Genomic DNA, 26,803 nt, shown 5'->3' on the forward strand with positions numbered 1-26,803 from the left:
GCTCCTCAGCATCTTGCTTTTACATAGCGTTCGCTTTCACTTGATTGTCATATTCCGTATCGGCTTGCTTCATGTAATCCGCAACGTCCCCGTCCTTCACAACAAGCTCCTGGAGCAGCTTATAGTACCAGTTCCGGAATTGCGGAGGTATTAAATTGTCGCCCCACCAATTGTTGATCGCCAAAGATTTATTTACAGTCGGATCAGCAATCAGATCGAGCGCAACCTGCATTTGCTCGCTGGTCTCATAAGTCACTTCTGCTTTAGTTGAGGGAATCGCGTTAATGCTTGCCAAATAGTTCGAATAATTTTCCGGCTCAAAGAAGAATCGGATGAATTCCTTGATCGCTTCAACCTTATCCGCATCCTGGGACGCTTCCGTCGAAATGGACCAGCCGGCAGGAGATGGCAGCCCAATCACATTTATTTTCCCTTCGCGGTCAGGAACAGCATAGAACCCGAATTCAAAATTAGGATCCGCTTCTGCAATTTGCGTGAACATCCAGGTTCCCGAGTACAACTGCGCCGCTTTGCCGCTAACGAGGATCGAAGCTGTCTGGTTATCTCCCGTACTCAACCAGCCTTTATCGACATACTTTTGGAACAGATCTTTAAAATCCGTCATGGCTCGAACTACTTTGTCCTCGGTGAAGCTAGCCTGCTGCGCCGTACGCTTAGAGTTCCAATCCGGATCTTCAGCGTATACAGCATCGATAAGGAACTTATTTACCCAGAAGCCCATATGGAAAATATCTTTGCCGCCTACGACGATCGGAGAAATTCCGGTCGCTTTCAACTTTTCCTGGATTTCGATAAACTCGTCATAGGTTTTTGGCAATTCAGTTACGCCGGCATCGGCATAAGCTTTCTTGCTGTAAATGATTCCTTGCGGCGCATTGACCTGCATCGGAGCATTCCACACCTTGCCATCCACTTCAGGCGGCGCCTCGAACAGATCAAGCAAATCTGCCGGCAGCTCTACAATTTTCCCAGCATCCGCGAACACCTCCGTGTCCCGCATTTCTACGAGATCCGGGAATTCGCCGACGGCATCTTTAGTCTTCAACCAATCCAGGTAAGCCGATGACGTTGTTTCGCTCAAATCCTTTATTTTGATATGAGGATTCACTTCCATAAACTTCTTGACCGTATCGGCAATCGCTTTTTTCGTCGCCGGGTCGCCGGAAGCATAACCTATCGTAAATGCAACCTCTTTCTTCGCATCGTCTGCAGCGCCATTCCCCGTCGTGTTAGCGGGATTGCCGCCTGCATTGTTGCCGCCGCAAGCGGTCAGTATCGTTGTCGCCACTAATAATAGTACGGATAGTTTCAGCAATGTTTTTCTAAACATAGTTTGAGATAACCTCCCTTTTGCCTCTAGACGGAAACGGGTGACGGATGTGCGCATCATCTGTAAGCGTTTCCCTTGATAACAGCATAGCATCCCCATTTTTGGATTAGAATGAACTTTTTTAAGCGCCATATGCTCAATTTTAAGAAGAGAAAACAAAAGCGAACGAGAGGATTATCCTCTCATTCGCCAAAGACGCTAGACTGTCTCCTCAGCAATCGGAAAAGCAAGAAGCACGGATGTGCCGACATGCTCCCTGCTGTTAATCGTCAGGCCGTATTGCTCGCCGAATACCGATTTAATCCGTTCATGCACATTTTTCAGACCGACGTTTTTCCCCGGAGCCTCTGGATCGTTCAGAGCCATGTGAATACCCTCTAATTTCTCCCGGCCCATCCCAATTCCGTCGTCATACACAGTAACAATAAGCGTGTCGCCGTGCTTCTCCACGGTCAGCCCTACCGTGCCTTTGCCTTTCTGCTTGAGCCCATGCTGAATGGCATTCTCCACGAGAGGCTGGAGGGACAGCTTCAATATTGGCCAGTTCAAATCCACCTCCGGCTCTATGCTGCAATGAAGCTCGAAGCGCTTGTCGTATCGAACCGAAATAATGTAGAAATAGTCCTTCAAATGCTCCAGCTCGCTAAGAAGGCTAACCTTCTCCTCGCCGTAATCGATCACGTATTTCAATTGATTGGAGAGGGAGAGGATCATGTCCGCCACCTCATCCTGATCCTTGTCCACGGCATTCATTCGGATGACCTCAAGCGTGTTATACAGGTAATGCGGACGAATCTGGCTCTTTAGTGCATTCAACTCGGTCTGCTTCTGCTTGATCTGGGCGACATAAGCCTCATCGATATACGCCTTCAGGCGCTCGACCATTCGATTAAAGCTATAGCTGAGCCTGCCAAACTCGTCATTGCTCTGAATTTCGACCTGAGTATTCAGGTTTCCAGACTCGACCTTGCTCATTTGCCTCATCAGAGTCAGGATTGGAGCCGACAGCCGCCTGGAGAACCAGGTTCCCATAATAATGAGGGCTATGGAGCACAGAGCGATAGCGATAAAGATCGTCATGCGCACAGAAAACAGCTGCTCAAACAGCGAATCGCGATGAATACGGGCCGTCAAGCTGCCCTCAAGAAACGGGATTGGCTCCGACATGACCATCATCCCTTGATCCGACCCTGACACTAGCCGCTTTCCGTCCGCCGATGCGGGCTCTTTATTGCTGAAATATACTTTGCCTTCTCCATCGAGCAAATACAGTTCGTCCTTCTCCCCTAAATTCAGCTCCTTCAGAAACTGATCGAAAATAACCGTGTCTACATCAATGAATAAAGTGCCTACGACTTTGGGTTCTGCCGTAACACGGCCGGAAATATCGATTAAATTACGGCCGATCGTAAATACCTTCCGGTCAGAGGTCGGAAAATAGCCGTCGGAATGCGTAGGAAATATCGCCAATTTGGAAGGATTGCCGCTCATTTGCTCGCGCCACTCTTCATGTGGAAGAAGCTCCGCAGCCAGTCCCTTGTTCTCCTTCTCTTGGTAATAGAGCTTCCCGTCGCTCTCGCGGACAAAATAAACACTGCTAATATAAGTATCGCTATACAACACCGTCTTCAAAAATGAATCGACCGGAATGCTGTTGATCTGCTCCAGCTCATTGACATTGTAAGTCTGGTTTTGACTTGAACTCTCGACATACCCCTCATACCTTCCAGTGTACATCAGCTTGGATACCTCGTTGTATTGGTTAAATGCTGAATTCAGGTTGTAGCTCATATACAATACCATCTGCTGCAAATTGCCGGTCGTATAGCGCTCTACATATCCGGTGAATGTATTCACCGAAAACAAGCTCAGGGCAAACAGCGGAATAAGCCCGACTAAAATAAAGGACGCTGAAAATTTAACGAAAATGCTAGTAAACTTGCGGCCCCATAAACGCATATGCAGTTCTCCTATTCGACTTTAGCGGATTGCTTGTACTCCTGCGGCAGCTTGCCGTACATTTTCTTGAACATGTCGCTGAAATGTCTGGCATTGTTATAACCTACGCGGTCGGAGATTTCGTAAATCATCATGTCGGTCTCAAGCAGCAGACGAACTGCATGCTTCATGCGGACCTCAGTCAAATACTGCTTGAAATTCTGCCCCGTATGCTTCTTGAAGAAGCTGCTGAAATAGTAGGGGTTCATATAAATCATCGAGGCCATGGAGTCCAGTGTAATGTTCTCCTTGTAATGCTCCTCGATATAAGCTTTAATCTCTCCTAGCTGCACGGCTTCCTTATTTGTCAGTTTACGGGCGATTTGCTCATAAATCTGCTGCACGAGGGCTTCGACTTCCCTCTCCACGCCCTCATACGTGCAATGGGCGGATAACCGGTCAAGCAGCGCCGAAGACTCCTGATAGCTTTGATCTATTGAAACCCCGATATGGGACATCTCCTGTTCCAGCACCAGAATCATGTTATAAACATTTGATACCGCCACGTTCTTGCTTCCACCGGCCTGCTGCTTAATTAAGCTGAGTAATTGCTGCGTTAGTACGCCAATCTGCTCTCTCTGCTGCGAGGTCAATGCCTTGACCAAAGATCCTTGCAGTTCGATTAAGGTATGGCCAAGAGATCTAGGAGATTTAGAAGATTCGGAATCCCATCGATCATTTTCAATGACCCGATTCAAGCCGACGAAATACTTTCTTCTAAGCGCTTTCAATGCGGTGCGGTACGAATGCTCTGCTTCCTCGGTGTCGGAGACCGCGCCGCCGATACCGATAGATACCTTCAGCTTCAAATAGCTATTGATCTTCCCATGCAGATCCTCCGCTAGCTGAATCGGCTCCCTCGGAGTTTCGTGCTGAACCAAAATGCCAAATTGCCCTTCTTTATGAAACATAAGCGCATTTCCGGCAGCTTCTTCTATCGTTTCCTTAATAATATTGTTCAGTGCAAAATGAACCAGCTTGCGCTCCCGTTCCTCCCAGTGCGAAGCCCCGCTAAGATCCGCATCCGTCTCCAGTAGACATACTGTTGTATACTTGCTGACGGCGATAGCGCCCAAATGAATCAGCTCGGCTGCCGCTCTCCGGTTGCCGTCCGTCAGGCCATCGAGCAGCTCCTCGATCGTTACGGTGCGATTCTTCCGTTCATAATGATCAAGCATTTCCTTTGCCCGCTCGCCCTCCGTCTCCTCTCGGATTAACGCTGCTGCTCTCGTAACCACTTCTTCCAAATGGGCCTTAATTACCGGCTTGACCAAATATTCAAGCGCCCCGTATTGAATCGCCTGCTTGGCATAGGCAAACTCTTGATAAGCGCTAATAAATACGACTTTGACTTGTTGGTTCTTTTCGTGGATTTCCCGAATGATATCGATCCCGCTGCAGCCGGGCATACTTATATCGCTAATGATTAAATCCGGGTTACATGTCTGAATGAGCTGTCTTAGCTCGTTTCCGTCATTGGCCTCCCCAACGATTGTCAGCCCAAGCTCTTCCCACGAAATTAGCTTCTTCAATCCCCGCAAAATGACCGGCTCATCATCAGCCAACAACACCCTAATGTTCATTGCCATCTTCCTCCTTCTGCGCGGGCTGGGGTGTTAAAGCTCACTTTAATTATATAACAACGAGTTCTTCCGGCGTGCCATAAGAACGACAATTACAATGCTATTTCAACGTACAATTTCAGGAATGGGATACGGCCGAACCTCATTAAATCCACTTTAACATGATGGTTCACAACCGGAATGCAGTTTTTTAAGACCCATGTGCAGTTTCTTTAGTTTGACCTGTATGTTATTGCGGCTTTCCGCTTCTCGGCGTCCCTCCGGTCAGCTTGCGGTAGGCCTTGAAGAAGCTCGAATAGCCGTTAAATCCAGACATGAAGCAGGCCTGGGTCGGCGTAAAGCCCTGCATCATCAGTTGATCGGCCAATTGGATTCTTTTATAAGTGATATATTGATTAATCGTAAATCCGGTCGTTTCCTTGAAAATACGGCATAAATGATATTTCGTGACGAAAAATCTCTCCGACAGCGCATCCAGCATAAGCTGCTCCTCCAAATTCGCATTAATATACTCCAATACAGCCCTGACCTTGTCATCCCTTAGCTTGCTGCTGCTCGGCAAATCCGCTTTTGCCAGATCATTGATTGCCGATAAAATCTGCACAATGATGCATTTCGCAACCATCTCATGCTCGGTGCTCCTCTGCTCCAATGCCTGCCGCAGCTTACCGAACAAGTCAAGCAGCCCGCTTGCTCTAACGATCTCTGCGCTTAACTGATTATCCTCCCCCAGCTTGCGGAATTTGATCGTACGAAAGAAATCGATTCCGCCAGCCATAAAGGGAGGCAGAAAATTGGCATCCATGCTTAAAACGATCCGCTCATACGGCAGGTGTTCAGCGATATTCACGACATGAAGCTCATTCGAATTCATCATTAGAATCGAGTAGGGCTCCAAGTCGTATTTGCTGCCCTCAATCGTAAAGCTGCCTGCACCGTTGATAAACATAAATATTTCGTAGCCCTTCTCATAATGGAGTTTATAATCCAGCGGATTGGGCTGCTCGTCTCTGGCATGGTGATAAAAAAATGAACTGTCCGCAGCCGCATAATGAAATTTCCGTTGCTGACCTGCTTCCATCGAAATCACCTCACCCTAAACATATAGCAAGATTCGCATAGTTTCAAACAATTATCGGGAAGAACTTAGAAAATATTAATGATAAATTGAAGTAGAAATCTCCAAGAAGAGGTGAGATCAGAATGGCCAAATTTATGATTTCAGGCTTTGCTGATGAAATCGATGCGGATTTTGAGACGCAATTGAAGGGATTACAAGCACTCGGCATCGATTTTATCGAGGTAAGAGGCGTGAACGGAAAGAACATCTCCATCCTGTCACACAAAGAAATTGTAGAGGTCAAACATAGGCTTGCCCATTACGGGATCAAGGTTTCCTCCATCGGTTCACCGATCGGCAAAATCAGCATTTCGGAAGACTTTGGGGCTCATCTGGATATGGCCAAACGGATTTTTGAAACCGCTAACACATTGAATAGTCCATTTGTGCGCATTTTCAGCTTCTATATGCCGGAGGGCAGCGATCCTGCCCTGTACCGGAACGAAGTCATCGAGCGGGTCGGCGCTATTCTCGAGGCCGCCGAGGGCAGCGGATTAACGATTCTCCACGAGAATGAAAAGGACATCTACGGTGACAGTCCCGAGCGCTGCCTTGATCTGATGGAGGCCTGCCGGTCTCCGCATTTCGCCAGCGCCTTCGATCCAGCCAACTTTGTGCAATGCGGCTGCGAGGTATATCCGGCAGCCTTCGAGCTGCTGGAGCCTTATATCCGGTATGTGCATATCAAGGATGCACTCGACGATGGCAGCAATGTTCCCGCAGGCATGGGAGACGGGCGGGTTGAGGATGTGCTGAGAAGCTTGAAGGCTGGCGGATATGAAGGCTTCCTGTCGCTGGAGCCGCATTTGGGCAGTTTTCAAGGCTTGGCCGAGCTGGAGCAAGCTCCGCTGACCGATACGCTAGAAGCTAGCGGGCTTCACACCTTCAGATTAGCTCATTCATCCTTAATATCGATTCTGAACAATATTTAAAGGAGGGTATCCTCATGGAAAATGTACGCCTCGGCATCATCGGCATCGGCAATATGGGCATGTCCCACAGCTTGCGGATTCATCGGGAGCACAAGGTACCGGGCATGACGCTTGGCGCAGTATGCGATATTAACTTAGAGCGCAGGACATGGGCGCAGGAGAATCTGCCGGGAGTGGCCGTCTTCGAACATGCAACGGAATTGTACGAAAGCGGTCTGATCGATGCCGTCTTAATCGCCGTCCCTCATTATGATCATCCTTCGCTTGCGATTGAAGCCTTCGCCAGCGGCCTGCATGTGCTCATCGAGAAGCCAGCCGGCGTATACACGAAGCAGGTGCTGGAGATGAACGCGGCCGCGAAGCAGTCGGACAAAGTTTTTGGCATCATGTACAATCAGCGGACAAATCCCGTGTACCAGAAAGTGAGAGAACTCGTGCAAAGCGGCGAATTAGGCGAGCTTAAGCGAGTCGTCTGGATCATTACGGACTGGTACCGTCCGCAGGCCTATCATGATTCCGGCTCCTGGCGCTCCACTTGGGAAGGCGAGGGCGGCGGCACGCTGATCAACCAAAACCCGCATAACCTGGATTTGCTCCATTGGATGCTCGGCATGCCCCGCAGAATCCGCTCCTTCTGCAGCTTCGGCAAATATTACGACATCGAAGTGGAGGATGATGTGACCGCTTATCTGGAATATCCAAACGGTGCAACAGGCGTCTATATCACGTCAACGGGCGAGGCACCAGGCACAAACCGGCTGGAGATTTCCGGAGATATGGGCAAAATCGTCGTCGAGAACAATCGCATCACGTTTGACCGGAACCGCATTTCGGAACGGGAGCATAATCGGCTGAACGTAGATCCGTTCCGGAAGCCGGAATGCTGGCGCTGCGAAATTCCCGTCTCGGGGGACGGTGGTGAACAGCACATCGGCATATTTAAAAACTTCGCAAAGGCGATTCTACAGGGTGAAAAGCTGCTTGCACCAGGGGAGGATGGCATTCACGGCCTGCTCATTTCGAATGCGATCCATTATTCAACCTGGACGGATGACTGGGCAGAACTTGACCGCTTTGATCACGAGCATTTCTATGAGCTGCTGCAGGAGAGAATTAAAAGCTCCACGGTAAAGAAGAACGTCGTCCAAAAGGTCGTCGACGTGTCGGGAACGCATTAGTTGGGATAGGAAACTGAAGGCAGCACATTAAAGGAGGTTTCGTCAATGACGAAAATTCTAGGCGCGCAATTATATACAGTTCGGAATTTTGCCGGAACGCCAAATGAGTTTGATGAGTCACTGCGAAAAATTAAAGAAATGGGCTATACGACGATTCAGTTATCCGCGATTTGGCATATCCCTGTCGATGAGCTGGCGGCGATCGCCCGCGGCCATGGTTTGAAAGTTGTGGTCACCCATATCCCTTATGACCGATTCATCAACGATCTGGATGGCGTGATCCGTGATCATCATACGCTGGGCTGCGGGCTGGCGGGGCTGGGCGGATTACCTGCCGAGTATCATAGCGCCGAGGGCTACATCGCCTTCGCCAAGAAATTCTCGGCGATCGCCGATGAATTGGCGCAAAACGGACTAAAGTTCAGCTATCATAACCATCATTGGGAATTTCAAAGCTACAACGGAAAGCTCGGCATGGATGTGCTCATTGAACAGACAAGTCCGGAGAACTTCCTATTTACACTGGACACCTACTGGGTACAGGTGGGCGGCGGCGACCCCAGCGCCTGGATTCGCAGGCTGAAGAACAGAGTCGAGGCCATCCACCTGAAGGATTTGACGATCATCGATTCGCAGCAGATCATGACCGAGATTATGGAGGGCAATCTCCATTGGCCGGAAATTCTGCAAGCTTGCGAGGAGGCAGGAGTCAAATGGTATTTAATCGAACGGGATGACGGGCCGACAGACGCGTTCGATAGTTTGAAAATCAGCTATAACAATTTGCACAAGTTCGGATTCTCCTAAGATGAACCAGCTGAATGCCGTCATTGTCGGCTGTGGCGCAATCGGCCCAGTACATGCCGCAGCCATCAGGCAATCGGAAGCCTCCGAGATATTCGGCGCATGCGATATTGTCAAGGAGCGCGCCGAGACGCTGGCTGGCAAGGAGGATTGCCGGGTATATACCGATTTTAAACAGGTCTTGTCCGACCCGGCGGTTCACAGCCTGCATATATGCACCCCGCATCATTTGCATGCAGAAATGGCCATTCAGGCGGCCGAGGCCGGGAAGCATATCGTACTGGAAAAGCCCGTGGCCATGAACGTCGCTGAAGCACGCAAGGTAGCGGATGCTGTGAAAGCTTCCGGCGTGGCCTGCTGCGCGATTTTGCAAAATCGATTGAACCCGTCCATCGAAAAAGCGAAGCAGCTGATTGCGGAGGGTACGCTTGGACGAATGCTCGGCATTAAAGGGTTCCTGACCTGGAGGCGAACGGCGGACTACTACCGATCCGACTCCTGGCGCGGCAAATGGGCAACCGAAGGCGGCGGCCTCTTGATCAATCAGGCCGTGCATATGCTGGATTTACTGTACTATCTCGGAGGCGAGATTGAAGCGGTTCAAGGAAATATCGACACGCGGGTATTGCAGGACATCATTGAGGTCGAGGATACCGCCGAAGCCACTTTATATTACAAGGACGGCAAGGCCGGAATGTTCTATGCTACGAACGGGCATTCCGAGAACAGTCCCTTTTTTATTGAAATGCATATGGAGAAAGGCTTGCTGCGCTACATGGATAACCAGCTTATGCTGGTCAGCGGCGGGGATGTTCAATGGCTCGAAAGCGATGTATTCAGCGCGAATCAACAGCCAGCCGTCGGCAAATCCTATTGGGGGCAAGGCCATGCCAGACTGATCGACCAATTCTATCGGAAGCTTGCCTACGGCGATGGCAGCTACGTCCCGCTGCAGGAAACCGCCTATTCCATGGGCTTGCTTGATGCCATTTATGCTTCTTCAAGGCGTCGTTGCAGGCAAACCGTAGAGCTGTTTTAACACGAAAAAGCTGCTCCTCGTCTATAAAATCTGTATAGACTTAGGGCAGCTTTTTAGTCTAGCATCCTATTTTTTGTCGGACCCGGGTAATGCAAATAAAGCCAGCTTGGCGTAGAAATCCTCAACCAGATTACTCCCTGCCCGTATAGCGCAAGTAATCGAAGTCTGCATGCAGCTTCGTTCCCGACAAATCCTGAGCACATAATCCGATGAAGGTACCCGTGAACCCAAGCTTTCCCTCATATTCATCGGCCAACTGCCCCAAATCCTGCAGGCTGCCGACATAGATCCAATTTATGCCGTCAGGGGAACAACTGAACTGAATCGCATCATATTCGATATTCGCTCTCAAATATACCCGTTTCCAGCCCTCCGCCGAGACGACAGCGCCTTCCGGCTCATCATAATTGCCTTGATCTGATAATGTCAGCGCCACATGCTTGCCAATCGCTTCATCATGGCTGACCCGCAAATAGAAATGATCGCGGTCATCGTAGTATAAGGTTAATCCGGCCATTTGATTGAAATGCTCCGGCTCGAACTCGACACAGGTCTCCACCTCGCATACGAAGTGCTCCAGCCGTCTCGCCACCATACTCTGCCTGAACCAGGAGTATAGCGATTCGCGGCCGCGCATCCGCAAATACCCCGGACGCTCTGTGAGACTAAGCCATTCTTCGTCCGCCGGAACTCTGAGCGTATGGTACTGAATGCCGAGCTCAGATGCCTCAAAATGATCCGTCTCGGGAAGCGACGGGAAAGGATGAAGTGGAAGATCCGGTATTTCTACCTCGAGCTGCGGCAAACGTCCGCCTCCGGCGATCCGCAGCCAGCCGTCCTCCGTCCATTCCAGCTTCTGCATGCCTGTCTCCCGGCCAAGCGGGCACAGCCTGCGTCCCGGCAGGGTGCGTGCGCAAATGAAGGACATATACCATTCTCCATTTTGCGTCTCGACAATCGCGGCGTGCCCAGCCTTTTGCAGCGGATAGTCCGGATCGTTCACCGTTGTGATGAGCGGATATTCTGGATCATACTCGTAAGGCCCTTCGATACGGCGGGAACGAGCCAGGGTCGCTGCGTGGTTCCAGCCTGTGCCTCCTTCGGCAAGCAGAAGGTAATACCAGCCGTCTCGTTTGAACATATTCGGCCCCTCGCTGACGCCGATATCCGTCCCCGTCGCGATCGTACGAACCGGCCCGACAAGGCGCTCTTCTTCAGGCGAATACTCCTGCATGACTACGCCGGCAAACCGATCTTTTCCCTTGCGAAAATCCCATTTCATATTCAGCAGCCACTTCCGTCCGTCATCATCATGGAATAAATACGGATCAAATCCGCTGCTATTTAAATATATCGGCTCTGACCAGGGGCCCTTAATATCTGTAGCCGTCAATAAATAATTATGAAGATCCTTAAATACACCCTTACGGCTTTTTACGTCCGTAATCATTAAATAATACGTTCCTTGATCATAAGTGAGCGCCGGCGCCCATATCCCTCCAGAACTTGGTGCTCCAAGCAGATCCAATTGAGACACGGTGCTTAGCGGACGCGTCAAAGGCCGCCAATGCGCCAGATCTTTGGAATGATGAATTTGCACACCCGGAAACCACTCGAAGGTAGAGGTGGCAAGATAGTAATCCTCCCCCACGCGAATCATCGATGCGTCCGGATTAAATCCTCGGATCACAGGATTGATAATGCTTGTCATTTGCTTGCTCCTTTCAGTGAAACCACTTTGAAACATGAGGTCATTCTTCATGTCACTTGGTTTCACTTTTCACTGTATCATGGAGCAATGGGCGGAGGTATGCTGCTTTTTAAGAGCATGGTATGCTTTTTTTAGAACCGGCTTCAGAAGCTTCGGCGATAGGCGAACGGTCAGCTGCGGCACTGTCTTGCAGCACAACTCCCACCGCCCTCTTCCATCCCTCGTAATTTTGCGCCCGCTGCGACTGATCCATTAAAGGCATGTAAATCTCGTATTTTCGCATTTGCTTGGCAATTTCACTGAGCGAACCCCAGATTCCAATGCCAAGCCCGCCCATATAAGCCGAGCCCAAAGCCGATAGTTCAGCAACATCCGACTTGGATACCCCGCAGCCCAGCATGTCCGCCTGAAATTGTATGAGAGTGGTGTTGTCGGAAGCTCCCCCATCGGTGCGGAGCATCTTAAGAGGAATTCCCGCCCCCTCTTCAATAAGCTCAATGGCGTCCCGAACCTGGTAAGCAATGCTCTCGATCGCGGCCCGAATAATATGGGGTCTGCCCGTCCCCCGGCTCATTCCGGATATCATCGCCCTGGCCTGCGGCTCCCAGTATGGCGCGCCCAGCCCGACAAAGGCCGGAACAAGGTAAACGCCTTCATTATGATGCGTCTGAAGCAGCAGCTCCTCCAGCTCGGCAAAAGTATGGAACAAGCCCAAGTTATCGCGAACCCACTTGATCGTGTCCCCCGATGTACGAATGACGGCTTCCAGGGCGTAGGTTACTTTCCCGCCGATGCTCCAGCCGATCGCGAGCACCAGGCCATTCTCTGCGGCGACTGGCTTCTCGCCGATATTCATCAGCACAGATGTCCCCGTGCCATAAGTCGCTTTGGCCATACCTGTCTCGAAGCAGTGCTGTCCGAACAGAGCAGCCTGCGAATCGCCGATAATCCCGGCAATCGGTATCGGGTAGGACAACAGCTGTGAATCCTTCGCATTCGTTACCCCGAATACCGCATCGGATGACTTCACTTCAGGCAAAAGCTCGATCGGCACGCCGAACAGCTCGCACAGCTCAGTGTCCCAGCGCAGCTCGTGGATGTTGAACAGCGAAGTTCGGCTCGCATTCGTGTAATCCGTGGCATGAACCGCTCCACCGCTCAGCTTCCAGAGCAGCCAGCTGTCCATCGTGCCTGCCAGCAAACGTCCCTCTTCCAGCAGGCGGTCGATATAAGGCACCTGCTCCAGTATCCAGCGCCATTTTGCCGCCGAGAAATAAGGATCAAGCATCAGCCCTGTCTTCGCTCTTACGATCTCTTCATAACCCGCTGCCTTTAACGCCTCGCAGCGTTCTGCCGTGCGCTGACATTGCCAGACAATGGCATTGCATACCGGAAGCCCCGTAGCCCGATCCCACATCACCGCCGTTTCGCGTTGATTCGTCAGGGTGAGGGCTGCAAGCCGGCTCGGTTCGATGCCAGCCTGCTGAAGCACGGCCTCGGAAGCGCGCAGCACATTTTCGTAAATTTCCATAGGATCATGCTCCACCCACCCTGGGGAGGGGTAATACTGCTTATGCTCCACCGAGCTTTTGGCAATGATTGCCCCCGCCGAGTCAATGATGAGCGCCTTCGTTCCCGATGTACTCTGATCTATAGTAAGCAAATATCCTTGTTTGTTCGTCATCGCCCCTGGCTCCTATTGTCCCAGCATATCCAGCGCCAGGTTCTTGATGTTCTCCGCACTGATCCCGTAATGTTCGAAGACTTCCTTCGTTTTCCCGGCAATCGCAGGTTCATCCGGAATGCCCAGCAGGCGAAGCGGCACCGGATGATGCTGCACGACGACCTCCGCTACCGCAGCCCCAAGGCCGCCGTGTACGCTATGCTCTTCCACCGTAATAATACGGCCCGTCTCCCTCGCTGCCTTAATGATCGCCTCTTCATCCAGCGGCTTGATCGTATGCATATTGATCACCCGGCAGGAAACTCCGGCTTCCTTCAGCTTGACCTCGGCATCCAGCGCAATCCGCACCGTTTCCCCTGCGGCGATCAGCGTTATGTCCGAGCCGTCGCGCATCGTAACGGCTTTGCCGATGACGAAGTCATAATCCGCGGATTCGTAAACATCCTCTACCGGATTTCGCCCGATGCGAACATAGACGCCGCCCTCATAATTCACGAGCGCCTCGGTCATCCGTTTCGTCTCATGACGATCCGCCGGAAGAATGACCGCAAGGCCGGGAATCGCTCGCGTTACCGCCAAATCCTGCACGGAATGGTGGGACATCCCGAGCGCCCCGTAGCTAATCCCGCCGCTGATTCCGATCAGCTTCACATTCGTTGCCGAATAAGCCACGTCCACTTTAATCTGCTCGATGCTTCGCATCGAGAGGAAGCAGGCGGGCGAAGTAACGAACGGCTTTTTCCCGCTGTGGGCCAGCCCCGCCGATATGCCGACGATGTTCTGCTCCGCGATGCCGACCTCCACGAATTGCTCGGGATAGTCCTGCGCGAACGGCCCCATTGCCGCCGAGCCCCTGGAATCGCTGGCCAGCACCATAATGTCGCGATCGCTCTGCGCCAGCTCCAGCAGCGTATCGCAAATGACTTGACGATTAGCAATTTTATTCCCCATTGTTATCGAACCTGCCCTTCCTGTTGATAGCCAGCCAAAACCGCGGACAACTCGGCCAACGCCTGCGCAAGCTCCTCGTCGCTTGGCACGTGGTGATGCCAATGCGGCACATTTTCGGCAAAGGAAATGCCTTTCGCCTTCACGGTATTGGCAATGATGAGCGTTGGCTTTCCTGGAACGGTCGGAGCTGCCTCCAATGTATCCACGAGCTGCTCCATATCATTGCCGTCGATTGAGATGACGTGCCAGCCAAAGGCCGCCCATTTCTCGTCCAGCGGATCGAGTCCCATAACCTCTTCCGTGGAGCCGCTGATTTGCAGCCCATTCCGGTCAATGATGCCAACCAAATTATCGAGCTTATAATGAGCTCCCGCCATTGCCGCCTCCCATACGGAGCCTTCCGCTTGCTCCCCATCGCCCATCAGGCAGAATACCCGGTAGCCGCGTCCGTCTCGCTTGGAGGCCAGTGCCATGCCCACCGAGATCGCCAGGCCATGCCCCAGGGCTCCCGTATTCATCTCAATCCCAGGCACTTTATTATTCGGGTGACCGATTAACCGCGTTCCAAACTGTGAGAATGTCTCTAATTCTTCTTTTGGGAAAAATCCTCTATCCGCCAAAATACACCATAAGGATTCCACCGCATGACCTTTGCTCGCTATAAAACGATCGCGATCCTCCCATTTTGGACGAGCCGGATCGAGGTTCATGACTCGATAATAAAGCGCCGTCAAAATATCAGCGTTGCTTAGCGATCCGCCGGTATGTCCCGCCTTGGCTCCATGAATCATCTGGAGCAGATCCATGCGTATTTGCGCCGCCTTCGCTTTCAATTCAATAATTTCCATCTTCACCGCCGCCTCCTTGTTTCATGATGTTTTATAAATTCGAACCGCGCAGCCAGGCTTGGATTTGCTGTTCTGTCGGATCGACGGGATCCGCCGTCAAGCCGGGAATATAGTTGCATGCCTCATATAAAGCCGGGATAACGTTGGCATGTATACCTACCGAATGATGCACATAAGGACCTTTGACCAGCTTTTCTTCCCATAACGGCCAATCGTTCACTTCCACCCAAACGTAAGAACCGCGCGTATACGGCCCTTGAATGCCGCGAGCCTTGCCGAGGAACAATTGATATTCCCCATGATCGCCATCGAATCTAGCCAGCGTCATGCCGCCGCCTTTGATTTCGCCTTCATGCGTCCCCGGGGCATGATCGTCAAACAGGAAATGCCGGGATAGCTTCGGCCGCTCCTCCACAGACAGCGATACCGGAAAATTGCCGCAATGGAACAATAGCTCCCCATTTTCATTCTCTGGATGACGAACCGTCAGGTCGGCAAAAAAAGTCGGCAGCTGATTCATCGTTGCAGCCTGCACCATCACCGAGGTGATCGCCCCGTGGATATCCGTCTCGCACGTTACTGGAATTTGCTCGTCGGTCAGAATGGCATTGGCAAGGCATGGCATGATGCCCATCGCCTCCTGCAAGGCCGACCAGCATTGAATGGCAATGGCCGAGCATCCGTTCTGCACGGCGTACTGCTTCATCGCCACCTTCAAAGCGGCAATCCGCCGAACGTCTTCCTCGGTCACCTCCGACCAATCCAGCTTTGCTTTAATATAATCGATCGCCTCCGCCAGCTCTGAGCTGCTGCCTTTCTCGATCCGCTGCGATGTTCTTTGAATGTCGATCAGGGTGATCGGATGAAGCTCGATGCCGAACCGTTCCAGCAATTCGCCTTCATTGCACATCATCGTCCAGAACGATGTCGGTCTAGGGCCAATCTGCAAAATCCGCAGATTGCGGAACTGCTTCACCACGTTCGCCGCGGCTACGAAATTCGTAAATCCCCGCTCAAATACCAGAGAATCGACCCGGCTGTTCGTCACATACGTAAACGGCACATTAAAACGGCGCAGAACCTTTCCGGTCGCAAACAGCCCGCACTGCGTATCGCGCAGGCGCATGCCGTCCTCCAGCGGCGCTTCATCGCGCGGCCCCCACAGCAGCACTGGCTTGCCCAGCGCTTTGCCTACCCTCGCCACCGTATCCTCTGTCCCGAAATTACAATGCGGAAAAAAGACGGCATCGACATTTTCGCGTTTGAACCGCTCTACAATTCTGTCCGCAGCGATATGATCGTCGTACAGCAGCCCTTCCTCATTGATTCCTTCAAGATCTACGAGCTCGAAGTCCATTCCAAAGCTTTGGATCTTCTCCTTAATCATTACTTTGTACTTGAACGCATCCTCCGCACTGAACGTAAAACGACGTGTAGGGGCATATCCCAATTTCAATTTCTTCATCCGGCTCACTCCTCAGGTATTGTCGAACTAAATAAACTAAACAAATTTAAGTTCGTTGACTAAACTTAGATGAGTAAAGTTTAGTCATTTTTCATCGCTATGAGTTAAAATTACCACCAGTTTAGGAATTAGTCAACGATATTCACTGAATTTTAGTTTATTTTAAGTTTAATTAACTAAACATTTAAGTTAACAACTATCCTCAGCTTGATAATTTTTTTAGAGATGTGTAAACTAAACCTACTAAACAATTGAATGGGAATGGAGAGATTCTGAACTGTGAGAATGGAGGATATCGCCAAAATCGCCGGGGTTTCCAAAGCGGCTGTATCATTTGCGCTAAGCGGAAAACAGGGCATCAGCGCGGAAACACGCGAGCGGATATTGCAAATCGCCAAAGAGCATGGATATTCCCCGAAATCCAAATCGGCAGCGCCCGAGCAGGCGCTCAAAACGTTACTCTTTTTGGCATTCGCCAATTCCGGCATCGTGCTTGAACAATATTATCAACAGCCTTTTTTTCGCGAGCTGATTCAATACATCGAGGAACGATGCCGGAGCTACGGTTATTCGCTCATGTTCTCTTCGGTAGAGCCGGAGCATTATGTCGAGGAAATTAAAACCATCGTGGAGGAAAAAAGAAGCGACGGCGTCATTCTGCTTGGAACGAACCTGAGTCAAGCACAAATAGCGGCAATCGCTAATGAATTGACTGCTCCGCTCGTCGTGCTCGATACCTGCTACGAGACGCTTCCGGTTCACTTCATCGAAATCAATAATGTCATGGGTGCTTATCAGGCAGGTGCTCATCTGGCCGGGTTAGGACATCGCAATATCGGCTACATTGCCTCCAACGTGAGAATCCATAATTTCGAAGACCGCAAGCGGGGTTTCCTCGCCGCTCTTCGGGATCACCAGCTGGAGGTGGCCGGGGACGGCTTCTTTGCCGTAGCCCCCACGATCCTATCCTCCCAGGATGAATTAAAAAGTCAGCTCTCCGCCTACCTGGCCTCTGGCAAACCTATGCCGACAGCCTTGTTCTGCGAATGTGACTATATTGCTATCAGCGCCATCAAGACGTTAGGCGAGCTTAACTACCGTATTCCAGAGGATGTGTCGGTCGTCGGATTCGATAATATTTCGGAAGCGCGGATCGTATCGCCGGAGCTGTCCACCGTCCATGTCGAGAAAGAACGGATGGCTCAACTCGCCGTTGACCTGATGATTCAATCGATCGAATCCCCCCAGCCGGTGAAGACGAAGGTCAAGGTAGATACCCAATTTATTCCGCGCGGGTCATCGAGCGGCATCAAATAGCATTGAATAGTATCGAATAGCGGGACGGGGCTTTTTCCCAAATCTCCTTTAAGCTCCCGAATAAAAACTCGAAGGCAAAACGACAGAATGGGGCTGTTATTGGTGGTAGGGGCCGCGGGGTTGCGGGGTTGAGAAACTGTGTGACTGTGTGACTGTGGGGTTGCGAGGCTAGCCCCCGCGCGCCCAAGTCGCGGAGCGGCAGAGTCGATGTCTCATACTACCTTTAGGCATTGCTTTATTTCTAGGGCTCGGCAGTATGTTGGATTATGATTGAAGCATCGCCTTGGACTTAGGTGACAGTAACGGAAATCAGCAGCCTTATTTCAATGATTTTTGGCAATAATGTACTCCTTACGGAACTCAGAGACGTTATTTGCCTATTTTGGTGGCAAAACTTCGTGAATGGCAGTCATTAACGGCTTACAGTTCCGTTAGCCTTCAAAAATGGCTATATTTCGCTGAATAACGTCGCTCAGTTCCGCAAGCAAGTCTGCACCCCTCCTTACCCTCCACTCCTTGCTTCTTCTGAACTTTGCATCATCCTCTCCATACCTCCTCCACCTAAATTTTTCAAGTTGCTGCCATTATTCAATTGTTTGGAACGCAGTATTAGCCCACAATCTACTGAAAATAGCAGGCATACGTCTAGCTACTTTCCTTCAAATAAATGCGTAAAATAAAGCCGGACAGAAAACATCGCATTTCCCATCTGGCTTTCATTTTAGGCACTTATTCAACAGCCCCTTGCCTTTTAGGCTTATTAGTCCAGTTACCGTTTCAACCCTGTCGCTGCCGATAAACATCTCGGCATAGCTTCAACATTTTATCTACCACAAATAAAGATCATTGCCCTTCAGCTTGAATATCGCTTCCATAAAGTAAAAATCACCGTAAATAATCGCCTGATGATGTGTATCGCTATGATAGGCTCCGGAACCATTTAGCAGGAAGTGGTCGGTATCGGCCGACCAATCGATCCGCGATTTATCGAGCGTTCTTAGCAGCTTCAGCGCGGCCGCCACAAAAGAGCGGCTTTCATGCCCGCCGACGGCCTTGGCGATCTCGATGAATCCGCATGCCGCAATGGCTGCTGCCGTATCGTCCATCCGCCTTGGCTCCTCCGGCTGTCTGAAATCGACCGGGATGATGCCATCCTCTGGAATATTGGCCATAAAATAATGCGCAACCCGCTTGGCCGTCTGCAAATACTCGTCCTTTCCGGTATGAATATAACTCATCATGAAGCCGTACAAAGCCCAGGTCTGCCCGCGCGTCCAGGAAGAGCCTTCCCCGTAGCCCTGGCCGCCGTGCGTCCTTACGACTCCCCCCTTAAAAGGATCGAACTCGACAATGTGATTGACAGAGCCGTCAGGACGAACGAAGGCCTGCATAGACGTATCTGCGTGCCTCATTGCGATTTGCCTGAATCGCGGATCCCCCGTCTCTTCGGTGGCCCAATACAGGAGCGGTATATTGAGCATGCAATCGATAATCGCCCAGCCCCTCGTATCGCCTTCCTCCAGGTCATTCCATGCGCGAATGAAGCCCCCTGCCAAATTGAAGCGGCCTGCCAGCAGATTCGCAGCATGGAGCGCCCGCTTTCGAGATTCCGCGTTTCCCGTCACTTTGTAATTCGCCACGCTGGTTGGCAGCCACATAAAGCCAACGTCATGATGCAGACCGTAAAATTCTTGAAAGCACCGATCCAGCTTGGCTTCGGAGATTTGTGCGATCTCCTTGTACTTCTCGTTGCCGGTTTCATGGTGCATAAGCCACAGCATGCCTCCCCAGAAACCGTTGGTCCACCAGCAAATGCCGTCTGTGTCATCGCCCGAAGGATTATGGGCGCCCCGATCGTCGTGCACACCGTTAATCGTCGTATAAGGAATCTTGTTCCGGGAACGCTCGCTGACCACGTCCATTTTCTGTGTCAGTTTCCTGATGACGCCATCCAGCCATTGCCGTTCCGTATCATTCAACATGGGATTGTTCCTGCCTTTCGTCATGGAATCGTTTCTAAACGGTATCCGTTTTTCAACAACTTGTTCCAAGCGTACCATCGCGGCTTCAGGAATTGAATGAAGTTTTTTAAGCCGCTTATGCAGGTATTTTAGGAACATTCCCACGTTACTCCAATTACTCGTACCAATATCCCGGGATGATCTCCTTTTCCAACTCCAGCAGCTCTTTAATCATCATATCTGCATCATGTATGGAATTTACCAGCGGATCAGTTAGCATCGCTCTTCTCAATTTCGTGAAGCTTCGTTCTACAACAGCCTCCGCCGTCAGTTCGTGCGTATCCAGCACGAGCTCCTGCATGCCCCGGATTCCCCGCGGCATCTCACCCACGTGCAGGGGTTTGATTCCGTCCATATTCACTTCACATAACAATTCTAGGAAAGCGTCGTCATTCATGTTCGTCACCGCCCCGTTATTGAGCGTATTAACAAAGAACCGCTTGCCCAAGCTGCCCACCATATTTTCGATAATATCCGTGGCGTGGTCGGGCCCGAATGATGCCATATAGTCAGCGATAGGACGTTTACCGGAAAGGAAATTATCCACTTGCTCCCACATCTCCTCATGGCGTTGATACCGGTCTTCCGTTTCCCAAATCGATAAAGGCGGAATGGTGTCTTCCGTCTTGCCCAGTCCCTGCCAATAGCGGACGTATTCTTTCGTGTGGGCCGTACATGTCGGAATATACCCGAAAATGTGATAGAGCTCATACGTGATGGCATCGTTATACAGCGCTTTTGCGCCTGTATCCCCGCCATCGTTTTCCGTTCCCGCCGATATTCTCATCGACTCAGCTATCTTAGGCATGACATCCTTTCCATCATACTCGGCTTTTAGCAGCCAGGTGAAATGATTGACGCCGGCAATGCGGAAATCAAATTTCTGATCAATCTCTTCATTGAACTCGCTAATATCCTCAATGATGCCTGCCCGAATGGCATAATAAGCTTTCTTATGCGGCATATGGTGGCTATCGCAAAGGGCGAAGGTTTTCAGCTGAGGCGCATACCGGCTTAAAGCGATGCCGTGGACGGCAGAAGGATTGATATAATTAATGACCCACGCATCGGGACAAAGCTCCTCGATGTCTTTAACGCATTCCATTATGACTGGCAGCTCTCTCATGGCTCTGAAGATCCCGCCTGGGCCGATCGTATCCCCGGAGCACATGCGAATTCCGTATTTTAAAGCAACCTGGCAATCGATGCCGCGGTATTTTACAGTGTTTTCAGCAAAGCTGAGGACGACAAAATCAGCATCCTTCAGTACCTCTCTCTGATTCGTCGAGCCCTCCACTTTAAGGGGCACATGGTTCTCCTTGGCCACCATTTCAGCAAGCCTGACCATCTTGGACAGCTTTTCTTCGTCCGTATCTACCAAAGCAAGTGTTCCTTGATTCAAGTATTTAGAGTCGACCATCTGCCAAATCGATTGACGCCCGAAAAATAAACTTCCCGCCCCGATAACGACGATCTTCGGATGTGATACTTTAGAATCTATCATGACAAACCCTCCTTATGGGTGATGACCCCATTATAGGAGACGGATTTCGAAAGTAGAATATGAGATAGTTTTACGTTTATGTCAAATAGTATGATTATTTATGAGCAGCAACTTCAATGTTATACTATGATTATTTAAAATATGTCTTATAGTAAAGGGATGACAATGAATATGAAAATGAAGGACATGGGCATTCTCAATGAGCTGTCGGAATTGATCTCGCTGCGAATGAAGTCTGTTTTTGCGCTGGCCCATGACGGGAAGTGGGTCGAGCATAAGGCGCATATCGACTACGATCTTTGGTTCATACAATCCGGAATCGTTACGATTCGTATCGATGGAATCGAACATCAGGCCAGAGCAGGAGATGTGGTCTTTTTTTATCCGGGAATTCCTTATATGGCTTCTACCACCGATCAGGGGTGCCGGTTTATTTACGTGCATTTCGACTTCGAAATAGGCAACCAGCAGCGAATTCTGAGCGACTTTCCGCTCTCGGGAATTATACCGGAGCAGCTGATTCGGGAGGAAACCATCCTGTTCGGCAAAGCCTTCATGCAATCGAATCAGTTAGACAACATGCCGGGGAACCGTCTATATTTAAAAGCTTGTCTAATGGCTGTCATCGCCAAAATCATTGAGCTCTATGGACAAGACCGATATACCGGCACATTTCTGAACGGGAGAAGGCCAAGAACAGCCGAGCGGAATTTGGACGTGCTGCAGCCGGTATTCAGTTATATTCACAGCCACCTGCACAAATCGATTAAAATGAGTGAGCTCGCCCAGCTTGTCGGCATATCCGAGAAATATTTCATCACTTATTTCAAAAAGACATTGGGTATTACTCCGGGACAATATATTTACCAAATTAAGATGAACCGGGCGAGGGACTATCTAAACTTAAAAAAATATACGATTCAGGAAATTGCCAGCCTCCTTGGCTACCCCGATCCGTTTACGTTTTCGAAGGCTTTTAAAAAATACTATAACGTTCCCCCGTCCAAGTTTGATTAAAAAAGCTGTCAAAGGACTTGTCCTCTGACAGCTTTGCTGCATCTCAGAGCCTTTTCGGCGGTCTATTCGTCCCGGCCTTCATACCGGAAATAATGAAAATCGGCATAACTGCCTTTAAACTGATTCATATCGTGGGCAGCGATGCCGATGAAATTACCGGTAAATCCGCCGGACAGAAAGCTGATGTTCTGCGGCTGTCCAACCGGCTGCCATGCTGCTGCCCCTTCTCCGCGGTAAAAAAACTGGCCGTTGACTCCGGATACTTCCACGGCCAAGCGAACAGGTCCTTCCTTTAAATCGATTATGACGGGCTCAAGGGTAAATTCATCCCGCTCGCAGCGCAGCAGTCTCAGCACCCTGCCTAGTCCCTCTTCATGGCTCACATAGGCGTACCAATAATTGTCCTCATTCAGATACAGCATCAATCCCGCCATTTGCAAATACAGCGTCGGCTCATGATCCAATGCCGTCTCGGCACGAAAGGACTTATGCGTCTGCCGGATGGCCACGATATGGTGGCTGAACAAACTCTGGGCGGATTCGCCTGCATGAATTCGCAAGCTGCCCGGGCGCTCGGAGAGCGAGCACCAGCTTTCATCTGCCATGATTCGGAGAGTATTCCAGCGCGGATGCAGTTTAGTACCGTTGAACTCATCCACAATTTCTGCCCGAATCCCGCCTTTGATGGCCGCTCCTTTAGGCAGCGGCACTTCTACTTGCGGCGTATTGCCGCCGAAGGTCAACCGAAGCCATCCTTCCTCATCCCAATACACCTGTTGAAGCGCCGTTTCCCTGCCAAGGATGGCATACTGGCCTTCCAGCGGACGGGTGCACAGGTGAGCCATGTACCACTCGCCTTCGGGCGTCTCCACCAGGCTGCCATGGCCAGCGCATTGCAGCTCTGCTTCAGGCTTGCCGCTGGAGGTCAGCATCGGGTTAAGCGGATCGACCTCGTACGGCCCGAGCAGTTCCTTGGAACGCGCGACGGTCACCGCATGGCCGCTGCCTGTGCCTCCTTCCGCCGTAATGAGGTAGTAGTAGCCGTTACGCTTATAAATATGCGGGGCCTCCGTCTTTTTCAGCGGGGTGCAGTCAAACAGCTTCTGCGGCGCTCCAATCAGCTTCCGCTGCTTCGAATCGTACTCTTGAATGACGATACCGCTCGATTTATTGCCTTCCGTAATGCGGTAATCCCACAGGGCGTTCAACAGCCACTTGCGGCCGTCTTCGTCATGGTACAGGGACGGATCGAAGCCGCTGCTGTTCAGATAAACCGGCTCCGACCAAGGCCCATGGATGGAGGGGGCGGTAATTAAATAGTTATGGCAATCCTTAAAAGGACGCTTGGTGCTCTTAACATCCGTATACATGAGATAGAACAAGCCGTCATGATAGCTGAGCTGCGGCGCCCAGATGCTGCAATTCTTCGGATTACCCTGCAGCTGAACCTGGTCCGTCAAAATATCCGTGCAATGCTCCCATTCCGCCAGGTTGGCCGACTCGTACACCCTGACGCCTGGCAGCCATTCAAACGAGGAAACGGCAATATAATAAGTGTCCCCGGCCCGTATAATGCAGGGATCCGGGTTAAAGCCCGGCAGTACCGGGTTGCGGATTACTCCTGTGTTTCTGTTATCCGAAATCAAGATGGCTCCCTCCATAACTTTTTATTTTATATGCATGAGCTCTACCCCAGCATCTCACCATAGCCGTATTTCAGGTCAATCTCCGGTTCCTCCCAAGCTCTCCTGGGGAGGCAAGGTGACTTGCTCCAGCAACCGCTCTGCTTGCTTCGTATTCCGGGATTCGCAATTCTCCACAGTGACCCGTTCGCCATTTTCGACATAAAAGGCCGGCCCTGCATGGTTCTCCACAGTTACGTTCCGGAAGCGGATATCTCGTACGTTCCCGAGGAAGAAGCCCCGGCTGCTCATATCCTTGATGCCCGCCATCATCGCCGGCTGTCCGGGCGTAGCGTTCTCAGCCATCGAAATATCGATCTGATCAAAGGTCACCTCCGCAACATACTGCTCAGCCAGCCCATACAGAAATCCGGCGGCGGCATGCACCCTTCGCGCGGTAATGTTCGCGAAATGAATCCGGCGAAAGCATGGTGTCTCCTCTGTAACCGGATGCGGATGCTTGTCCCATACGTATTGGTCTTTGCCTCGCGGTCCGCAAAAATAATACAGGTTCAGGATGAACGGGCAAATGACGTCCTCCATAACGATATTGCTCACCCGAATATCCTCGACGACTCCGCCCCGTCCGCGCCTGGATTTCAGGCGGATGCCGCGGTCGGTTTGCTTGAACACGCAATTCGAAATGACGACATTCCGCACGCCGCCGCTCATTTCACTCCCGATCACAACACCTCCGTGCCCGTGAATCATCGTGCAGTTGGTAATCGTGATGTTCTCGCAAGGAACCCGGGCTTCCGTATCCTCGGTCCCCGCCTTAATAGCGATACAGTCGTCCCCTACGTCAATTTGGCAATTGCTGATGCGGACGTTCGTGCAGGACTCGGGATCGATGCCGTCTGTATTCGGCGAATCCGCGGGATTGAAGATGGACAGATTATCGATCGTAACATCCTGACAACGAACCGGATGGACCGTCCAGCTTGGTGAATTGGCCAGTGACACATCCCTGATCGTTACCCGGCGGCAGCCATCGAAGCTGATCAGCTTGGGACGGGGATAAGCAAGCTCCCCGCGGCGGTTCCTATGCTTGTCCCACCAGGCCTGCCCGTTTCCCTCCAGCCTGCCCGAGCCAGTTACGGACACATTCTCTAGATCCTGGCCGAAAATGCATGAGGCGTATACCTCCTGCTTCACGCCCTCCCAGCAGGAGGTCACCACCGGATAATCATCCGGGTGATCACTGAAAGACAGTGTCGCTCCCGGACTAACATGAAGCTCAATGCTGCTCTTCATGATAATTGCGCCAGTGCGGTAACAGCCCGGCGGGACGCACACCGTGCCTCCTCCCGCCTCTTCCGCAGCGGCGATGGCAGCCGCAATCGCTGCCGTCGACAGCTCGGAGCTATTTTTGCGCGCACCATAATCATCTATGTTAAAAACAAGCATACCCTCTGTCTCCTTCGTCAGATTATCGATGCGCCGCGCGCCCTTCAACCTCCAAATACTCGTATTCTGTACAAGCCAGCAGGAAGGCGCCAAGCCCCTTCTGGTCATTCGTAATGATCGGCTCGCTGATATAATACGCATAGGTGCCGTCGCGGCGGTCTTCGCCGCCCAAGCCGGCTACCTGGCAGGTCTTGTTCAGATTGACCCAGCCCTCCTTTGTCTCCAGCACAAATTCCGAAATCAGGCCGGCGTAGGCATGATCCAGCGAACTGATCCATTCGGAGCCAAGTAGGCCGAGACGGAGGCCTTTGGCTATGGCATACATGATCATGCTGGAGGCGGAAGCCTCCAAATAATTTCCTTTGCGGCCCCCAGCATCGACGATTTGGTGCCAGACGCCGGAACCGGCATCCTGATAGTTCCTTAGCGCGCTTAACGTTTCGTTCAGAATGCGCCTTAGCTCATTGAAGTCGCCGTGCTCCGGCGGCAGCAATTCGAGGACATCAACGAGCGCCATCACAAACCAGCCGAGTGACCTTCCCCAGAAATTCGGCGACTGCCCTGTCTGCGGGTTACACCAAGGCTGCACGCGCTGCTCGTCCCAGGCGTGATAGAGGAGTCCCGTTTTTTCGTCCTTCGTATGCCTTTCGCAAAGGATGAATTGCCTGGTTACATCGGCGAGATCGCCCTCCTGCTCGAAGTTCAGCAGATATTCCAAATAAAAAGGGGCCCCCATATACAAACCGTCCAGCCAAATCTGGTAAGGATAAATCCGCTTATGCCAAAAAGCCCCTTCCGACGTGCGCGGATGCGTCTTCAACTGCTCCCGGAGCAATGCCGCAGCGCGTGCGTATTTCTCTTCGCCGGTCTCCTTATGCAGTACGAACAGCAGCTTGCCGTTATTCAGGTGGTCGATGTTATGCTCATCCTGCCGGTAGCCCTTCACCGAGCCGTCCTCCTGAATGAAGTAATCCATATTATCGCGAATATACCCGAAATATTTCTCATCCCCATTCATCTTCCACAACCGTTCGAATCCCTTTAGGATCACCCCGTAATCATAGGACCATTTCCCGTGATAGCCCTGGCCCTCATACAGCTTCGGCGTACGTTCCATGATGGAATCCGCGGTTCGTATCGCCCAATGCATCTTTGCCATGCCGATCATCCTCCTGTTGGAAAATAGACCGT

Annotated in this window: 20 protein-coding genes; 6 read left to right on the top strand and 14 right to left on the bottom strand. The window is 51.2% G+C overall.

Features of this window, described 5'->3' with window-relative positions:
• Window positions 1-19 precede the first annotated feature (19 nt).
• From MKX50_RS17205 to MKX50_RS17220, 4 genes are all read right to left on the bottom strand, one after another.
• The gene (locus MKX50_RS17205; RefSeq protein ID WP_339157414.1) at window positions 20-1,351 is read right to left on the bottom strand and encodes an extracellular solute-binding protein; all 1,332 of its coding nucleotides are present in this window, start codon (window positions 1,349-1,351) and stop codon (window positions 20-22) included.
• A gap of 198 nt (window positions 1,352-1,549) precedes the next feature.
• Window positions 1,550-3,310: a sensor histidine kinase gene (locus MKX50_RS17210; RefSeq protein WP_213590065.1), complete on the bottom strand. Its 1,761-nt coding sequence runs from the start codon at window positions 3,308-3,310 to the stop codon at window positions 1,550-1,552.
• Window positions 3,311-3,321: 11 nt separating this feature from the next.
• Window positions 3,322-4,932, bottom strand: a complete 1,611-nt coding sequence (locus MKX50_RS17215; protein WP_339157415.1) for a response regulator — start codon at window positions 4,930-4,932, stop codon at window positions 3,322-3,324.
• A 229-nt stretch (window positions 4,933-5,161) separates the two neighbouring features.
• Window positions 5,162-6,013 carry an AraC family transcriptional regulator gene (locus tag MKX50_RS17220; protein ID WP_339157416.1) on the bottom strand — a complete coding sequence of 284 codons (852 nt, stop codon included), beginning with the start codon at window positions 6,011-6,013 and terminating at the stop codon, window positions 5,162-5,164.
• 122 nt (window positions 6,014-6,135) lie between these two features.
• On the opposite strand from MKX50_RS17220, the gene MKX50_RS17225 reads away from it, so the two are divergent.
• Genes MKX50_RS17225 through MKX50_RS17240 form a run of 4 tightly spaced genes read left to right on the top strand, consistent with a single transcriptional unit; the run spans window position 6,136 to window position 10,005 of the window.
• Entirely contained in the window at window positions 6,136-6,984 is an 849-nt protein-coding gene (locus MKX50_RS17225; protein WP_213590060.1) for a sugar phosphate isomerase/epimerase family protein, read from the top strand.
• Between the two features lie 14 nt (window positions 6,985-6,998).
• The gene (locus MKX50_RS17230; RefSeq protein ID WP_339157417.1) at window positions 6,999-8,162 is read left to right on the top strand and encodes a Gfo/Idh/MocA family oxidoreductase; all 1,164 of its coding nucleotides are present in this window, start codon (window positions 6,999-7,001) and stop codon (window positions 8,160-8,162) included.
• Between the two features lie 45 nt (window positions 8,163-8,207).
• Window positions 8,208-8,969 (top strand): sugar phosphate isomerase/epimerase, encoded by a 762-nt coding sequence (locus tag MKX50_RS17235; RefSeq protein WP_339157418.1) that lies wholly within the window; start codon window positions 8,208-8,210, stop codon window positions 8,967-8,969.
• Window position 8,970: 1 nt separating this feature from the next.
• Window positions 8,971-10,005: a Gfo/Idh/MocA family oxidoreductase gene (locus MKX50_RS17240; RefSeq protein WP_339157419.1), complete on the top strand. Its 1,035-nt coding sequence runs from the start codon at window positions 8,971-8,973 to the stop codon at window positions 10,003-10,005.
• Window positions 10,006-10,135: 130 nt separating this feature from the next.
• On the opposite strand, the gene MKX50_RS17245 is transcribed toward MKX50_RS17240, so the two are convergent.
• The 5 genes from MKX50_RS17245 to MKX50_RS17265 all read right to left on the bottom strand — a co-directional run bounded on the left by MKX50_RS17245 (window position 10,136) and on the right by MKX50_RS17265 (window position 16,664).
• On the bottom strand, window positions 10,136-11,716 hold the full coding sequence (locus tag MKX50_RS17245; protein WP_339157420.1) for a glycoside hydrolase family 43 protein: 1,581 nt from the start codon (window positions 11,714-11,716) through the stop codon (window positions 10,136-10,138).
• A 109-nt stretch (window positions 11,717-11,825) separates the two neighbouring features.
• On the bottom strand, window positions 11,826-13,400 hold the full coding sequence (glpK, locus tag MKX50_RS17250; RefSeq protein WP_339157421.1) for a glycerol kinase GlpK: 1,575 nt from the start codon (window positions 13,398-13,400) through the stop codon (window positions 11,826-11,828).
• 12 nt (window positions 13,401-13,412) lie between these two features.
• A complete protein-coding gene (locus MKX50_RS17255) occupies window positions 13,413-14,351 on the bottom strand; it encodes a transketolase C-terminal domain-containing protein (protein WP_339157422.1) in 939 nt (312 codons plus the stop codon).
• A gap of 2 nt (window positions 14,352-14,353) precedes the next feature.
• Complete coding sequence (locus MKX50_RS17260; protein ID WP_339157423.1) at window positions 14,354-15,199, bottom strand: transketolase; 846 nt, start codon at window positions 15,197-15,199, stop codon at window positions 14,354-14,356.
• A 31-nt stretch (window positions 15,200-15,230) separates the two neighbouring features.
• On the bottom strand, window positions 15,231-16,664 hold the full coding sequence (locus tag MKX50_RS17265; protein ID WP_339157424.1) for an L-fucose/L-arabinose isomerase family protein: 1,434 nt from the start codon (window positions 16,662-16,664) through the stop codon (window positions 15,231-15,233).
• A 279-nt stretch (window positions 16,665-16,943) separates the two neighbouring features.
• Between MKX50_RS17265 and MKX50_RS17270 the strand changes: the two genes are divergently transcribed.
• Complete coding sequence (locus MKX50_RS17270; RefSeq protein WP_339157425.1) at window positions 16,944-17,981, top strand: LacI family DNA-binding transcriptional regulator; 1,038 nt, start codon at window positions 16,944-16,946, stop codon at window positions 17,979-17,981.
• Window positions 17,982-18,808: 827 nt separating this feature from the next.
• Here the strand turns inward: MKX50_RS17270 and MKX50_RS17275 are convergent.
• Together MKX50_RS17275 and MKX50_RS17280 are read right to left on the bottom strand one after the other, a co-directional pair.
• Window positions 18,809-19,963, bottom strand: coding sequence for a glycosyl hydrolase family 88 (locus MKX50_RS17275; RefSeq protein ID WP_339157426.1), 1,155 nt, complete (start codon window positions 19,961-19,963; stop codon window positions 18,809-18,811).
• 154 nt (window positions 19,964-20,117) lie between these two features.
• Entirely contained in the window at window positions 20,118-21,506 is a 1,389-nt protein-coding gene (locus MKX50_RS17280) for a glycoside hydrolase family 4 (protein ID WP_339157427.1), read from the bottom strand.
• A 171-nt stretch (window positions 21,507-21,677) separates the two neighbouring features.
• Here MKX50_RS17280 and MKX50_RS17285 point away from each other — a divergent pair, with 171 nt between their 5' ends.
• Window positions 21,678-22,523, top strand: coding sequence for an AraC family transcriptional regulator (locus MKX50_RS17285; RefSeq protein ID WP_339157428.1), 846 nt, complete (start codon window positions 21,678-21,680; stop codon window positions 22,521-22,523).
• A gap of 62 nt (window positions 22,524-22,585) precedes the next feature.
• On the opposite strand, the gene MKX50_RS17290 is transcribed toward MKX50_RS17285, so the two are convergent.
• The 3 genes from MKX50_RS17290 to MKX50_RS17300 all read right to left on the bottom strand — a co-directional run bounded on the left by MKX50_RS17290 (window position 22,586) and on the right by MKX50_RS17300 (window position 26,771).
• Window positions 22,586-24,169, bottom strand: coding sequence for a glycoside hydrolase family 43 protein (locus MKX50_RS17290; protein WP_339157429.1), 1,584 nt, complete (start codon window positions 24,167-24,169; stop codon window positions 22,586-22,588).
• A 75-nt stretch (window positions 24,170-24,244) separates the two neighbouring features.
• Window positions 24,245-25,612, bottom strand: a complete 1,368-nt coding sequence (locus tag MKX50_RS17295) for a glycoside hydrolase family 28 protein (protein WP_339157430.1) — start codon at window positions 25,610-25,612, stop codon at window positions 24,245-24,247.
• Window positions 25,613-25,634: 22 nt separating this feature from the next.
• On the bottom strand, window positions 25,635-26,771 hold the full coding sequence (locus MKX50_RS17300; RefSeq protein ID WP_339157431.1) for a glycoside hydrolase family 88 protein: 1,137 nt from the start codon (window positions 26,769-26,771) through the stop codon (window positions 25,635-25,637).
• Window positions 26,772-26,803 lie beyond the last annotated feature (32 nt).

This window comes from Paenibacillus sp. FSL W8-0186 (genome assembly GCF_037969765.1).
In the GTDB taxonomy this organism is placed as follows: Bacteria; Bacillota; Bacilli; order Paenibacillales; family Paenibacillaceae; genus Fontibacillus; species Fontibacillus woosongensis.

Coding starts and splice junctions, on each gene's coding strand:
- MKX50_RS17280 (WP_339157427.1), bottom strand. CDS start 21,506: ATGATAGATTCTAAAGTATCACATCCGAAGATCGTCGTTATCGGGGCG.
- MKX50_RS17275 (WP_339157426.1), bottom strand. CDS start 19,963: ATGTTGAATGATACGGAACGGCAATGGCTGGATGGCGTCATCAGGAAA.
- MKX50_RS17285 (WP_339157428.1), top strand. CDS start 21,678: ATGAAAATGAAGGACATGGGCATTCTCAATGAGCTGTCGGAATTGATC.
- MKX50_RS17300 (WP_339157431.1), bottom strand. CDS start 26,771: ATGGCAAAGATGCATTGGGCGATACGAACCGCGGATTCCATCATGGAA.
- MKX50_RS17240 (WP_339157419.1), top strand. CDS start 8,971: ATGAACCAGCTGAATGCCGTCATTGTCGGCTGTGGCGCAATCGGCCCA.
- MKX50_RS17255 (WP_339157422.1), bottom strand. CDS start 14,351: ATGGGGAATAAAATTGCTAATCGTCAAGTCATTTGCGATACGCTGCTG.
- MKX50_RS17220 (WP_339157416.1), bottom strand. CDS start 6,013: ATGGAAGCAGGTCAGCAACGGAAATTTCATTATGCGGCTGCGGACAGT.
- MKX50_RS17215 (WP_339157415.1), bottom strand. CDS start 4,932: ATGAACATTAGGGTGTTGTTGGCTGATGATGAGCCGGTCATTTTGCGG.
- MKX50_RS17235 (WP_339157418.1), top strand. CDS start 8,208: ATGACGAAAATTCTAGGCGCGCAATTATATACAGTTCGGAATTTTGCC.
- MKX50_RS17210 (WP_213590065.1), bottom strand. CDS start 3,310: ATGCGTTTATGGGGCCGCAAGTTTACTAGCATTTTCGTTAAATTTTCA.
- MKX50_RS17225 (WP_213590060.1), top strand. CDS start 6,136: ATGGCCAAATTTATGATTTCAGGCTTTGCTGATGAAATCGATGCGGAT.
- MKX50_RS17265 (WP_339157424.1), bottom strand. CDS start 16,664: ATGAAGAAATTGAAATTGGGATATGCCCCTACACGTCGTTTTACGTTC.
- MKX50_RS17205 (WP_339157414.1), bottom strand. CDS start 1,351: ATGTTTAGAAAAACATTGCTGAAACTATCCGTACTATTATTAGTGGCG.
- glpK (WP_339157421.1), bottom strand. CDS start 13,400: ATGACGAACAAACAAGGATATTTGCTTACTATAGATCAGAGTACATCG.
- MKX50_RS17295 (WP_339157430.1), bottom strand. CDS start 25,612: ATGCTTGTTTTTAACATAGATGATTATGGTGCGCGCAAAAATAGCTCC.
- MKX50_RS17245 (WP_339157420.1), bottom strand. CDS start 11,716: ATGACAAGCATTATCAATCCTGTGATCCGAGGATTTAATCCGGACGCA.
- MKX50_RS17230 (WP_339157417.1), top strand. CDS start 6,999: ATGGAAAATGTACGCCTCGGCATCATCGGCATCGGCAATATGGGCATG.
- MKX50_RS17260 (WP_339157423.1), bottom strand. CDS start 15,199: ATGGAAATTATTGAATTGAAAGCGAAGGCGGCGCAAATACGCATGGAT.